Genomic DNA, 13,859 nt, shown 5'->3' with positions numbered 1-13,859 from the left:
ATGACCACCGCGCCTGCACCGCACCTGGCGGGCAACTTCGCCCCGGTGCCCGACGAACTCACCCTCCACGACCTGCCGGTCACCGGCGCCGTCCCGCCCGAGCTGACCGGCTGGTATCTGCGCAACGGCCCCAACCCGCACGCCGCCGCCTCGGCGCACTGGTTCCTCGGCGACGGCATGGTCCACGGCGTACGCCTGGCGGGCGGCCGCGCCACCGCCTACCGCAACCGCTGGGTGCGCACCACGACCTTCACCGACGGCGCCCCGCTCTACGACGGCAAGGGAGGTTTCGACCGCACCGCCGGCCTCGCCAACACCCACGTCGTCCGGCACGCCGGACGCACCCTGGCCCTCGTCGAGTCGTCCTTCCCCTACGTACTGGACCACCGCCCGGGCCATGAGCTGGAGACACTCGGCCCGTACGACTTCGGTGGCCGTCTCACCACCGCGATGACCGCCCACCCGAAGACCTGCCCCACCACCGGTGAGCTGCACTTCTTCGGCTACGGCGGGCTCCGGCCCCCGTATCTCACCTACCACCGCGCCGACGCCGCGGGAGAGTTGGTGCTCAGCCGCCCGATCGACGTACCGGGCCACACGATGATGCACGACTTCCACCTCACCGACGCCCATGTCGTCTTCATGGACCTCCCCGTCGTCTTCGACCACACCACCCCCGGCATGCCCTACCGCTGGGACCCGGAGTACGGCGCCCGCCTCTGCGTCCTGCGCCGCGACGAGCCCTTCGGCCCGGTCCGCCAACTGCCCATCGACCCCTGCTACGTCTTCCACGCACTCAACGCCCACGACGACGGCGACGACCGCATCGTCCTGTACGTCTCCCGGTACGCGACCTACGGCGGGCCGGCCCCGGCGCACCTGTGGCGGTGGACCCTCGACCTGTCCACCGGCACCGTCCACGAGGAGCAACTCGACGTCCGGGACTGCGAGTTCCCCCGGATCGACGACCGCCTCGCCGGACGCCCCACCCGCTTCGGCCACGCCACCGCCGCCGAGGGCCCCGGCTCCGGCCCGGTGCCCGGCGCGCTGCTCCGGTACGACCTGCGGACCGGAACGTCCGAGCGGTACGACTTCGGGCCCGGCCGCACCCCCGGCGAGGCGGCCTTCGCCCCCGCGGACTCCACTCCCGGCGGCCCCGGCTGGCTGATCACCTACGTCCACGACGCGGCGACGGACACCAGCGATCTCGTGATCCTCGACGCGCAGGAGATATCCGCCGGCCCCGTCGCCACCGTCCATCTGCCCCGGCGCGTCCCCTACGGATTCCACGGCAACTGGCTGCCCGACCCGGCCGGTTGACCGCACGGGCGCCACGGCGCATCCGGCCGGCTCTTTGACAACAGCACAGTGTGGCGCGGACGGGCCCCGGTACCGGCCGCGGCCCGGCCCGCGGTCTCAGCCGCCGGTGGTGCCGCGGGTCTCGCCGGAGCTGCCCGGACCGTCCGGCCCGGGTGCGGGCGCCGACCCGCCCGGCCCCGCGCCGTGGGGGAGCGGCGGGACCAGGGCGTCCAGGGCACGGGCCTGCACCTCCCGCAGCGCGGCCGCCGTGATGAACGCGGCGGTGTGCTCCGGGCCGACCAGCTCCCGCACGGCCGCCACCGCGTCGGCGGGCAGCACGACCGCGGCCCGGCCCGCCTCGGCACGGGGGCCCGGGGCGGAGCCGGCCCCGGCGAGCGGCGCGACGCCACCCTCGCGTGCGGGCCGGGGCACACCGCCGCACCGGCGCGGTCCGGCGGCGAAGGGCCCGCGGGCACCCGCCCCGCCGCCGGGCACGCGTCCGTCGAAGGTGCCGGTCCCGCCCTTGCAGGAGGCGTCGGTCCTGGGCGTACCGGGAGCGTCACCCGGCGGGAGCGCACCGGCGAGGTGCTCGCGCAGATGGCGGGTGGCGAGTGTGCGCATCGCCCGGGCGAGTTCGGCGTCGATGGTCTGCCGGGCCAGCGGCCGCAGCCGCCGGATCAACGCCGCCGCCTCGGCCGCCGCGGCTTCCGTCGGCGGCTGGTCGAGGAACGGCTGGAAGACGTGCTCGGTGGTGAAGTCCAGGAAGCGGGAGGCGATGTGCTCGACCTGCGCGCGCACCTCCCGCAGATGGGTGGCGACGGCAGCGAGCGGGACGCCTGCGGAGTGCAGTTCGGCGGCGACGGCCAGCTCCTGCGGGCTGGGCACCGCGTACACACCGGCCCGGCCCGGTACGGGCTCCAGGATGCCCAGTTCGACGGCCTCGGCGAGCGCCGCGCCGTCGATCCCCGAGCCGCCCGCCGCACCGCCGAACGCGTCGTGCAGCTGCTCGGCGGTGACGAGGGAGGACTGCTCCTCGCTCCACGGCCCGTCGACCTCGGCGGCCAGCCCGAGGACCCCGCCGAGGTCCCGCCCGGCGTCCCAGGCCGTCAGAAGTTCCTTGATGCTGGCGAGGGTGTAGCCGCGCTCCAGCAGGTCGGTGATCTGCCGCAGCCGCGTGAGGTGGGCGTCGCCGTAGACGTTGGCGCGGCCCCGGCGCTCCGGGCGGGGCAGCAGACCGCGGTCCTGGTAGGCGCGGATGGTCCGGACGGTGGCGCCGCTGAGGCGGGCCAGGTCCTCGATGCGGTACTCCGGCTGCGGCTGGTCGGTCAAGGCGGTGCTCCTCACAGGTCGGCCGCGCCGCCCACCGCACCCGCCGCGGCGCGTACGACCCGGGAGGCGCCGGCGGGGCGACGGCCGTGCAACGCCCCGTCCTGCGAGGGATGGTACGGGCGCCTCACCTGCCCCCGCACCGCCTTGCTGCCCAGGCCGGACCGACGCGCCCGGACCTCGTCCCGGGCGGACCCGGTACGCCGGTGGCAGGCACGGACGGGACCCGCGCCGGGCCCCGTCCGCACCCGGGCCACGGTGGGACGGGGTGCCACCCGACCGGCCACCACCGGGCCAGCCACCACCCGGCCCGAGCCGAGGCGAACCCCGGCCGGGCGCAGGCCGGAACAGGCCCCAGCCGGGCGCCGGCCGGAACAACCCTCGGCCGGACGCAGGCCAGAACAGACCCTGGCCGGACGCGCCCCGGAGCCCGCTCCCGCCCGTCTCACAGCGGAGGCTCGATGCGGGCGACGGCCCGCAGCGCGCGCGGCGCCACCCGGGAGAGGAACCGCGCACCGCGCGCTTCGGGGGTGACGGGGACCACCGCCTGGTTGCGGACCACGGCGCGCAGGACGGCGTCCGCGACCTTCTCCGGCGGGTAGTTGCGCAGCCCGTAGGCCCGGGTGGCCTTCGTTCGGCGGGCCTTCTCCTCGTCGGCCGACACCCCGGTGAACCGCGAGGTGGCGGTGATGTTGGTGTTGACCAGCCCCGGGCAGATCGCCGAGACCCCGATGCCCTGCCCCGCCAGCTCCGCGCGGAGACACTCGCTGAGCATCAGCACCGCCGCCTTGGACGTGCTGTACGCGGGCAGGGCCCGGGACGGCTGGAACGCCGCGGCGGACGCGGTGTTGACGATGTGCCCGCCCTGACCGCGCTCCGCCATCCGCTTCCCGAAGGTCCGGCAGCCGTGGATGACGCCCCAGAGATTGACGTCCAGAACCTTCTGCCAGTCCTCCACCGACGTCTCCATGAAGGAGCCCGACAGCCCGATACCCGCGTTGTTGACCAGCACATCGACCGTGCCGTAGGCGGCGTCGACGTGGTCCGCGAGCTTCTCCATCGCCGCCGCGTCCGCGACGTCGACCACCTCGCTGTACGCCTGCGGCGCGCCGATCAGCCGGGCCATGTCCGCGGTCCGGGCGGCGCCCTCCGCGTCCCGGTCCACCGCGATGATCCGCGCCCCGGCCTCCGCGAACGCGAACGCCGTCGCCCGGCCGATGCCGCTCGCCGCGCCGGTCACCAGCACCAGCTGTCCGCCGAACCGGTCCGCGTACGCCCCGGACGCCGCGACCGCCTTCGCCGGGTCGCCCTCCTCCTGGGCGGCGACGAACTCCGTGATCCAGGCGGCCAGTTGGTCGGGCCGGGTGCGCGGCACCCAGTGCTTGGCCGGGAGGGTGCGGCGGGTGAGCCGGGGCGCCCACCGGTCGAGGTCGTCGTAGAGCCGCTCCGACAGGAACGCGTCGCCGGTCGGGGTGATGAGCTGCACCGGGCAGTGGGCGAAGGCGTCGTCGCGGGGGTGGCCGAGGCGGGAGCGGATGTTGTCGCGGTACAGCCAGGCGCCGTGGGCCGCGTCGCGGGGCAGGGACGACGTCGGGTAGTCGCCGCCCGGCACCTTCTCGAACCGTTCCATGAGCGCCGGCCACCGCTTGCCGAGCGGGCCCTTCCAGGCCATCTCCGGCAGCGCGGGGGTGTGCAGCGCGTACACGTACCAGGACTTCAGGGACTGGGACAGGAGCTGGGTGGCGCGGCGGGGGGTGGGCCGCTTGAGGCGCCCCTTGATCCAGTGGCCGAAGTGGTCGAGGGACGGGCCCGACATCGAGGTGAACGACGCGATCCGGCCCTCGGTCCGCCGGACCGTCGCGAACTCCCAGGACTGCACCGAGCCCCAGTCGTGCCCCACCAGATGCACCGGCCGGTCCGGGCTGACGGCGTCCACGACGGCGAGGAAGTCATCGGTCAGCTTCTCCAGCGTGAACCCCCCGCGCAGCGGCTGCGGCGCGGTCGAGCGCCCGCAGCCCCGCACGTCGTACAGCACCACATGGAAGCGGTCGGCGAGCCGCCGCGCGACCTCGGACCAGACCTCCTTGCTGTCCGGATAGCCGTGCACCAGCAGCACCGTGGGCCGCTCCGGATCACCCAGTTCGGCGACGCACAGTTCGATGCCGCCGGTCCGCACCCACCGCTCCCGGGCCCCCGGGAGACCGGCCCCGGCAGCCGCGCCACCGCTCCCGGAGTCCGCCGCGCCGGCAGCATCCGCCGCCCCGCGCCCTTCCACCGCGTCCGCCATGTCCCTCTCCTCGCCCTCTTCCTCGACTGCGTTGCCGACCGGATCCGGAAGCTGCGTCACCCGGCCTTCTCCTCCTGCCACCGCCGCACATGCGGCAGATCGTCATCCAGCCAGAACGCGCTCTCCTGCGGGTCCGTGGAGTCCGTCACGACGAGGAGTTCCTCGAACTTCGCCCCCGTACCGCGGAATCCGAGATGAGGTTCGACGGCCCACAGGCCCGGCTGCGGCGGATGGTCGGAGAAGGAGTACGGGCTCCACAGCGGCGACCAGCCCTCCCGGTGCCCGTGCAGCGCGTCCGACGCCAGCCCCTTCAGGGACTGCGTCCCGAAGCCGAACACCGTGGGCGCCCAGCGCCGCTCCCGCACCCGGTCGACCTTGTGGGCGATGACCCCGAACGGGTAGGCGCGATGCCGGTTCGTGTGCCCCTGGCGCACCATCAGGCGCTCGACGTCCTCGTAGATCTCCCGCAGCGGACGGCGCTCGCGCACCTCGCGGAGGATCAGTTCGCGGTGTGCTTCCAGGTCGGCCATCAGCCGATCGTGGACGGGGTTGAGGCCCAGGCAGCCGGAGTAGCCGATGTCGGCGGTGAAGCCGCGGTGGACCGGGGCCATGTCGAGGATGAACGGCATCCCCGGCTCCAGCCGCCGCCCCGTCGGGAAGAACTGCAGCGGCACGCGGAACCCGGCGAACGCCGTCCGGTCGCCGAACCATGCGAACGGCAGGTGGAACCAGTCCCGCACCCCGCGCTCGCGCAGCCACACCCGCTGCATCCGCGCCGCCTCACGCTCGGTGACGCCCGGTTTGAGCTGCGCGGCGACGGCCTCGGCGCACTCGTAGGCGAGCCGTTGGACCTCGCGGAAGCCGCGTAGCCGCGCGCCGAGGGTGCCGGCCGGATTCTGTGAGGTCACTGCAGGCATCGTCAACCGTCCGTCCGTCAGCAGGGCATCGTCGCGGTACGTGCGCGTAACTTGACACCGATGAATGTGACAATTGCTGACGTCTACGTCAAGAGGCGTGCGGCGAACCCGCCCGAAACCTGCCGCGGGCCCACCGCCCGAACCCTGTTGCGCATCCGCCGACCGGCCACCCGCACCGCCCCCGCAGCCGAATCCGCCCCGGAGCCCGCACCCCGCCCGTCACCTCCGCCATGCCCCGTGGGAAGGGCATCCCCTAAGGGGCGTCGTCCCCGAGAGGTAGGGCCGGACCGTCGCCTGGGCTGATGATCCGTACGGCGGGCACCACTACCGTCGAGACGTGACCGTCATCCTGACCGAAAGCCTCAGCAAGCGGTTCCCGCGGGTGACCGCCCTGGACCGGCTGACCGTGGACATCGCGCCCGGTGTGACCGGCCTGGTGGGCGCCAACGGGGCCGGAAAATCGACCCTGATCAAAATCCTCCTCGGCCTCGCACCGGCCACCGAGGGCACCGCACACGTCCTCGGCATGGACGTCACCACCCACGGCGCCGCCATCCGCGAACGCGTCGGCTACATGCCCGAACACGACTGCCTGCCCCCGGACGTCTCCGCCACCGAATTCGTCGTCCACATGGCCCGGATGTCCGGCCTGCCCCCCACCGCGGCCCGCGAACGCACCGCGGACACCCTCCGCCACGTCGGCCTCTACGAGGAGCGCTACCGCCCCATCGGCGGCTACTCCACGGGCATGAAACAGCGCGTCAAACTCGCCCAGGCCCTCGTCCACGACCCGGAACTGGTCTTCCTCGACGAGCCGACCAACGGCCTCGACCCCGTCGGCCGGGACGACATGCTCGGCCTGATCCGCCGCGTCCACACCGACTTCGGCATCTCCGTCCTGGTCACCTCCCACCTCCTCGGCGAGCTGGAACGCACCTGCGACCACGTCGTCGTCATCGACGGCGGGGCGCTGCTGCGCTCCTCCGCCACCGGCGAGTTCACCCGGGAGACGACCTCCCTGGTCGTCGAGGTCACCGACACCGATGAGCACCCCGACGGCACCGCCGCCCTCCACTCGGCCCTCGCCGCCGCCGGAGCCACCGTCACCCGTGACGTGCCCGGCGCCGCCCCGGCCACCACCGCCGGCCACCTCCTCCACATCGAGGCCGGCGCGCCCGGCGGCACGGACCCCCACGACCTCGTCCGCGACACCGTCGCCGTCCTCGGCCTCGGTCTCGTCCGCATGGAACCCCGCCGCCACCACCTCGCCGAGGTCTTCCGCACCCCGGCGAGCGCCACCGGAGCCGAGACCCCACCCGGCACCCCGGCCGAACCCGCCATCCCCGCCCCCGTCCCGCACCCCGCCCCGAAGGGAGGCGCCCCCGATGCCCGCTGACCCCACCTCACCGGCCGCCACACCGGGCGACCACCGCCCCGCCCCCTACGGGCCACCCACCCCCGACACCGCCCCCACCACCGGCCACCCCCGGCCCCGACCCACGGAGGCCACGGCATGAGCGAGCCGCAGAACACCGCGACGGCCCCGCAGCCACCGGCCGGGGCGTCCCTGCACAACATCGGCTACCGCCACTACGACGGCCCCCGCCTCGGCCGCGCCTACGCCCGCCGCTCCCTCTTCGTCCAGAGCCTGCGCGGCGCCTACGGACTCGGCCGCTCCGCCAAGTCCAAGGTGCTGCCGATGCTCCTCCTCGGCGTCATGTGCCTGCCCGCCGGAATCATGGTCGCGGTCACCGTCGTCACCAAGGCCCACAGCCTCCCCCTCGACCCCAGCCGCTACGCGATCTACCTCCAGGCCGTCATCGGCCTCTACCTCGCGGCCCAGGCACCCCAGTCCGTCTCCCGCGACCTGCGCTTCCGCTCCGTACCGCTCTACTTCTCCCGCCCCATCGAGCGCATCGACTACGTCACCGCGAAATTCGCCGCCCTCGCCGCCGCCCTCTTCCTCCTCACCGCCACCCCGCTGGTGATCCTCTACGCCGGGGCCCTCCTCGCGAAGCTCGACTTCGCCGACCAGACCGCGGGCTTCGCCCAGGGCCTGCTCACCGTCGCCCTCCTCTCCCTCCTCTTCGCCGGCATCGGCCTGGTCATCGCCGCCGCCACCCCCCGCCGCGGCTTCGGCGTCGCCGCCGTCATCGCCGCCCTCACCCTCCCCTACGGGGCCGTCAGCGCCCTCCAGGGCATCGCCTACGTCCAGGGCCACGAATCCGCCGTCGGCTGGCTCGGCCTCTTCTCCCCGATCACCCTGATCGACGGCGTCCAGGCCACCTTCCTCGGCGGCACCACCTCCTTCCCCCAGTCGCTGGCCCCCACCACCACCGCGGGCGTCCTCTACCTCCTCGTCGTGCTGGCCGCCGTCGCCGCCTCGTTCGCCCTGCTCATGCGCCGCTACCGCAAGGCCGGCCTGTGACCCACACCGCCCGCCACACCCACCCCGCCACCCGCACCGACGAGGAGCCGCGCCCATGAGCACCCTCCGCATCGACCACGTCTCCCGCTGGTTCGGCAACGTCGTCGCCGTCAACGACATCACCATGACCATCGGCCCCGGCGTCACCGGCCTCCTCGGCCCCAACGGCGCCGGAAAATCCACCCTCATCAACATGATGGGCGGCTTCCTCGCCCCCTCCCACGGCACCGTCACCCTCGACGGCGACCCCGTCTGGCGCAACGCCCGCAGCTACCGCCACCTCGGCATCGTCCCCGAACGCGAAGCCATGTACGACGTCCTCACCGGCCGCGAATTCGTCCTCGCCAACGCCGAACTCCACGGCCTCGGCCGCACCGAGGCGGCCGCCGCCCTCGCCACCGTCGACATGACGTACGCCCAGGACCGCAAGATCGCCACGTACAGCAAAGGCATGCGCCAGCGCGTCAAAATGGCCTCCGCGCTCGTCCACGACCCCACGGTCCTGCTCCTCGACGAACCGTTCAACGGCATGGACCCCCGCCAGCGCATGCACCTCATGGAACTCCTGCGCCACATGGGCGAGGAGGGCCGCACCGTCCTCTTCTCCTCCCACATCCTCGAAGAGGTCGAACAACTCGCCACCCATATCGAGGTCGTCGTCGCCGGACGCCACGCGGCCTCAGGCGACTTCCGCAAGATCCGCCGCCTGATGACGGACCGCCCGCACCGCTACCTCGTCCGCTCCGACAACGACCGCGCCCTCGCCGCCGCCCTCATCGCCGACCCCTCCACCGCAGGCATCCAGGTCGACCACACCGAAGGCGCCCTCCACATCCAGGCCGTCGACTTCACCCGCTTCACCACGCTGCTGCCCCGCGTCGCCCACGACCAGGGCATCCGCCTCCTCACGGTCACCCCCTCCGACGAATCCCTGGAATCCGTCTTCTCCTACCTCGTCACGGCCTGACCTGCACCGACGCGGCCCGCGCCCGCCCCGGCCCGCAGCGCTCCCGCCCGCCCCGGAAGGAACCCGCACATGTCCACCACCAGCCCACCCACCCCCGCCGCACCCCTGCCGCCCGCCCTCTTCCACCCCACCGTCGCCCGCCTCACCTACCGCACCCTCCTTGGCAGCCGGCGCGCCCTGATCCTCTTCGCCCTGCCCGCCCTCCTCCTCGTCATCGCGGTCGCCGTCCGCACCCTCACCGGCGCCGACGACACCACCGCCCAGCAGATCCTCGGCGGATTCGCCCTCGCCACTCTCGTCCCCCTGATCGGCGTCATCGCCGGAACCGGCGCCATCGGCCCGGAGATCGACGACGGTTCCGTCGTCTACCTCCTCGCCAAGCCCATCCGCCGCAGCACCATCGTCCTCACCAAACTCACCGTCGCCACCGGCACCGCCCTCGTCTTCTCCGCCGTCCCCGTCCTCGTCGCCGGCTACGTCCTCAACGGCAACAGCCAGCAGATCGCCGTCGCCTACGCCACCGCCGCAGCCGTCGCCTCGATCGCCTACGCCGCCGTCTTCCTGCTCCTCGGCACGATCACCCGCCATGCCGTCGTCATCGGCCTGGTCTACGCCCTCGTCTGGGAATCTCTCTTCGGCAGCCTCGTCCCGGGCGCCCGTACCCTCAGCATCCAGCAGTGGGCCCTCGCCCTCGGCGGCCGCCTCGCCCCCGACTCCACCATCGCCTCCGCCGTCACCCTCCCCACCGCCGCGATCCTCCTCATCGCTGCCACCACCGCCGCCACCTGGTACGCCACCCGCCGCCTCCGCGCCCTCACCCTCGCCGGGGAGGAGTGACTGCCGCTGTACGACGGCGGGTTGCCGACCACGGCGCTCGGATCCGAAGCGTCGCCGACCGCTGTACGGAGCGGGGGCGACGTAACGGCGTACGGAGTGGGCCGAGGCCGGGCGTACGTGAACGAGGCCGAGCCTGAGGCCGGAGACGAGGCCGATCCTGAGGCCGGAGCCGGGGTGCGGCTCCGGATGTGCGGACCCGGGCCCGGAGCTGGGGGTGCAGTCCCGGATGTGCGGGCCGAGCCCGGAGCCGGTCGTACGGACTCTGGCCTGAGGCCGAGCCGGCGCAGGCGCCGCCCCCCCTACGGGCCCTCCGTAAGGTGACCGCGTGACGCCCCCGACGCCCTCCCCGACACCACCCGCCCCCACCACGGCACCGGCCACCACGGCACCGGCCACCTCCCCGCTGATCACCACCGAGACGCTGCACCACCCCGGCGCCCCCGGCGCACCCGCCACCCTCCCGGCGCTCCTCTGGCGGGCCGGACCGGGCTGGCGGATGATCTCCAGCGCCGTCCTCGGCGGCGGCATCGGCGAACGCCACTGGTTCCTCAACGCCCAGGTCCCCCACGGCTACACCCGCCGCGACCCGCACCACCACCTCACCGAGATAGCCGCCCCGGCCCTCACCACGCCACCCGCATCCCCCTCGGCCCCGCTCCCGCCCGGCGTGGCACTGATGACCGCCGCCGACATCCTCGCCACCGCCGCCCACACCACCGAGGACGGCGCGGAAGCCCTGGTCACCGCCGGTGTCGGCGTCTCCGGCTGGGCCGCCGTACCCGCCCTGCACACCGTGCCCCACCCCGGCCCCGGCACCATCAACATCCTCGTCGCACTCCCGGTACCCCTCACCGACGCGGCCCTCGTCAACGCCGTCGCCACCGCCACCGAAGCCAAGGTCCAGGCGCTCCACGACAACGGCTACGACGCCTCCGGCACCCCCACCGACGCGGTCTGCATCGCCGCCCGCACCCCGGGAAACGCCACCCCCGCCGAACACTTCGCGGGCCCCCGCGCCCTCTGGGGCGCCCGCCTCGCCCACGCCGTCCACCGCGCCACCCACGAAGCCGTCGCCCGCGATGCGCGTCTCCGCGCTACGCCGTCGTAACCGGGTTCCTGCCAGGGGGCCGGGCGCCGGGGGCCGACCCGCGTGTGTACCGCTGCCCCGCCCCGCCCTGGCTCCGTACGGGGGAGCGCGTTCCACCCTTACGGGGCCAGCCTGTTCCACCCGTACGGGCCCGGCCCGTTCCACCCGTAGGGGAATTGCCTCCGCCACCCTCCCCGCACGGGATGGGCCCCGCACCCCCACGCATCCCGAACACCAAGCGAGGCGGCGCCTCCCGGCCACCGCCCCGCTTCCTCCATGTCCCCGATGCCGGTTACGCCGCCGGAGCCCCGATCCGCCGGTCTCGGCCCGCGCCCATGCCCAGCAGCGCCAGCCCCGCACACACCACCAGCATCAGCACCAGCGGCACACTCCACCCACCGGTCACCTGATGCACCGCACCCAGCGCCAACGGGCCGACCGCCGCCAGCAGATACCCGCCGGTCTGCGCCATCCCCGACACCCGGGCCGCCGTATGCGCATCCCCGGAGCGCAGCACCATCATCGTCAGCGCCAGCCCCAGCGCACCGCCCTGACCGAGCCCCAGCAGCACCGCCCACAGCCACGCCCCCGCGACCGGCGCCACCATCAGCCCCACGACACCGCATGCCATCAGCGCCGACACCATCACACCCAGCAGCCGCTGCTGACGCATCCGTCCCGCCAGCATCGGCACCACGAACGAACCCGCCATCTGCACCAACGTGCTGAACGCGAAGATCAGCCCCGCCTTGCCCTTGCCCATCCCGTGATCCGTGAAGATCGTCGGCATCCACGCGATCATCACGTACGCGATCAGCGACTGTGACCCCATGAACAGCGTCACCTGCCACGCCAGCGCCGACCGGTTCAGCCGCGGCCCGTCCTCGACGGTGTGCGCCGGACGCGCCGCCGCCTCCCCGTGGTGCGTACCCCTACGGGACATCACCGCCTGCGGCACCCAGACCAGCGCCGCCGCCCCCGCCAGCAACGCCCACGAGACCAGCGCCCCCTGCCAACTGCCGAGCGCCTCCTCCAACGGCACCGCGGTCGCCGCCGACACCGTCGCGCCCAGCACCATCGCCGTCGTGTAGAGCCCCGTCATCCCGGCGGCCTTCTCCGGGAAGTCCCGCTTGATCAGCCCCGGCATCAACACGTTGAGCAGGGCTATCGCGGTCCCCACCACCGCACACCCGGCGAACAGTGCCACGACCGGCGGCGCGATCCGCAGCACGATGCCGCCGCACAGCAGCACCAACGCCCCGCACAGCACCGTCTCCGTACCCCACCGACGCGCCAGCTTCGGCGCAACGATCGACCCCAGCCCCATGAACACCAGCGGAATCGCCGTCACCAGACTGGTCGCCGTCGCCGCCAGCCCGAAGTGGTGACCGATCTCGGCGAGCAGCGGCGACATCCCCGCCAGCGCCGCCCGCATGTTCAACGACGCCAGCACGATCCCGGCCAGCAACAGCGCCGGATGCGCCCGCAACTGCCGTCGCGCCACGACGACCTGCGGCGCCGCCGCCAGGTCCTCCTCGGCATCAATCAACGGGACCTCGGCCAACGGGACCTCGGACAACGGAGCCTCGGCTCTGCTACCGGACATGCGTACACACCTCACCAATCACAACTCGAAGAAATAGGGGACTGACAAAGGAAGTTGAGCCCCCGAAGGGACAGGCGCAGCAAGCCCCGACGAACGGAGAACGACAACGCCGCACACACCGCCCGCCAGACGGCCCGTCACAAGCGGCGCCACGAAGGGCACCACGAGCAGCCCACGAAGAGCACCACGAACGGCAGGACGAGCCGCCGCCCGAGCAGCCCACCACCGCTCACCCCGGACCGCTCCAGCCGACCCGTCACCGGGAAACCCCGCCCCGAACCGGCGCCTCTCTCCCCCTTGTGCCGCCGCGTCACCGCCCGTCGAGCAGCGTCTCCACGGCACGTTTCGGCTTGTCCAGCAGCGCCCGGACCGCCCGCTCCGCCGCTTCCGGGTCGCCGGAGGCGATGGCCGTCATGACCGCATGGTGATCACCGTGCACGATCTTCGGAATCGCCTGGTCGTCCAACGCCGTGACCAGCGCCTCCCGCACCGAACTGCTGAACCAGCCGTACGTGGCCGTCAGCGCGGTGTTGTGCGCCGCCTCGACCACCGCCCGGTGGAACGCGACGTCATGATCCGCATACAGCTCCAGATTGCCGTGCGCGGGCAGCCCGTCCTCCCCCTCCAGCTGTGCCTGGGCGTCGAGCGCCGCCTGCATCCGTTCCAGGTCCGCGGGCTCATGACGGACCGCCGCCAGCCGCGCGGCCTCCGCCTCCAGCGCGATCCGGACCTCCAGCACGTCCCGGATCCCGGCCCGCTGCACCCCGCGCATGACCGCACCCGGGTCGGTGGCGGACACCACGAAGGTCCCCTCACCCTGCCGGGACCGCAGCATCCCGGCATGCACCAGGACCCGCACCGCCTCCCGCACGGTGTTACGTCCGACCTCCAGCTGCTCGGCAAGCGCGTGCTCGGTGGGAATCCGCTCCCCGACCTTCCACTCCCCGGCGACGAGCTGCGCCCGCAACGCCTCGACGACCGTGTCCACCAAAGACCGACGCCCCGCCGCCTGCAGCACCATCCGCCCTCACACGCCCTTCCTGCCCGGTTGCCCAGTCATCCTACAACTTATAAGTTCACGGTACACGGACTCATTGCGGGCTGA

General features: G+C 73.4%; 11 protein-coding genes. 6 read left to right on the top strand and 5 right to left on the bottom strand.

What is annotated here, in order from left to right; genetic code table 11:
• The gene (locus tag ACZ4U4_RS02490) at window positions 1-1,320 is read left to right on the top strand and encodes a carotenoid oxygenase family protein (RefSeq protein WP_467868473.1); all 1,320 of its coding nucleotides are present in this window, start codon (window positions 1-3) and stop codon (window positions 1,318-1,320) included.
• 96 nt (window positions 1,321-1,416) lie between these two features.
• Here the strand turns inward: ACZ4U4_RS02490 and ACZ4U4_RS02485 are convergent, their stop codons facing one another.
• From ACZ4U4_RS02485 to ACZ4U4_RS02475, 3 genes are all read right to left on the bottom strand, one after another.
• A complete protein-coding gene (locus ACZ4U4_RS02485) occupies window positions 1,417-2,628 on the bottom strand; it encodes a MerR family transcriptional regulator (protein ID WP_467868471.1) in 1,212 nt (403 codons plus the stop codon).
• Window positions 2,629-3,070: 442 nt separating this feature from the next.
• Complete coding sequence (locus ACZ4U4_RS02480; RefSeq protein WP_467868469.1) at window positions 3,071-4,972, bottom strand: SDR family oxidoreductase; 1,902 nt, start codon at window positions 4,970-4,972, stop codon at window positions 3,071-3,073.
• Entirely contained in the window at window positions 4,969-5,829 is an 861-nt protein-coding gene (locus ACZ4U4_RS02475) for a M24 family metallopeptidase (RefSeq protein WP_467868467.1), read from the bottom strand. The genes ACZ4U4_RS02480 and ACZ4U4_RS02475 overlap by 4 nt, the downstream gene beginning before the upstream one ends.
• 337 nt (window positions 5,830-6,166) lie before the next feature.
• On the opposite strand from ACZ4U4_RS02475, the gene ACZ4U4_RS02470 reads away from it, so the two are divergent.
• The 5 genes from ACZ4U4_RS02470 to ACZ4U4_RS02450 all read left to right on the top strand — a co-directional run bounded on the left by ACZ4U4_RS02470 (window position 6,167) and on the right by ACZ4U4_RS02450 (window position 11,169).
• Window positions 6,167-7,225: an ABC transporter ATP-binding protein gene (locus ACZ4U4_RS02470; RefSeq protein ID WP_467868465.1), complete on the top strand. Its 1,059-nt coding sequence runs from the start codon at window positions 6,167-6,169 to the stop codon at window positions 7,223-7,225.
• 117 nt (window positions 7,226-7,342) lie between these two features.
• Entirely contained in the window at window positions 7,343-8,257 is a 915-nt protein-coding gene (locus ACZ4U4_RS02465) for an ABC transporter permease subunit (protein ID WP_467868463.1), read from the top strand.
• 55 nt (window positions 8,258-8,312) lie between these two features.
• Window positions 8,313-9,224: an ABC transporter ATP-binding protein gene (locus ACZ4U4_RS02460; RefSeq protein ID WP_467868461.1), complete on the top strand. Its 912-nt coding sequence runs from the start codon at window positions 8,313-8,315 to the stop codon at window positions 9,222-9,224.
• A gap of 69 nt (window positions 9,225-9,293) precedes the next feature.
• Window positions 9,294-10,061, top strand: a complete 768-nt coding sequence (locus ACZ4U4_RS02455) for an ABC transporter permease (RefSeq protein ID WP_467868459.1) — start codon at window positions 9,294-9,296, stop codon at window positions 10,059-10,061.
• A 406-nt stretch (window positions 10,062-10,467) separates the two neighbouring features.
• On the top strand, window positions 10,468-11,169 hold the full coding sequence (locus ACZ4U4_RS02450) for an adenosylcobinamide amidohydrolase (RefSeq protein WP_467868928.1): 702 nt from the start codon (window positions 10,468-10,470) through the stop codon (window positions 11,167-11,169).
• Between the two features lie 271 nt (window positions 11,170-11,440).
• Here ACZ4U4_RS02450 and ACZ4U4_RS02445 read toward each other — a convergent pair whose 3' ends face one another.
• A complete protein-coding gene (locus tag ACZ4U4_RS02445; RefSeq protein WP_467868458.1) occupies window positions 11,441-12,754 on the bottom strand; it encodes a CynX/NimT family MFS transporter in 1,314 nt (437 codons plus the stop codon).
• 310 nt (window positions 12,755-13,064) lie between these two features.
• Window positions 13,065-13,775 (bottom strand): FadR/GntR family transcriptional regulator, encoded by a 711-nt coding sequence (locus ACZ4U4_RS02440; RefSeq protein ID WP_467868456.1) that lies wholly within the window; start codon window positions 13,773-13,775, stop codon window positions 13,065-13,067.
• Window positions 13,776-13,859 lie beyond the last annotated feature (84 nt).

The sequence above is a fragment of the Streptomyces sp. NPDC029159 genome, from assembly GCF_055564055.1.
Note: the sequence above shows the minus strand (reverse complement) of the source record. Positions and strands in the feature narration are given on the sequence as shown.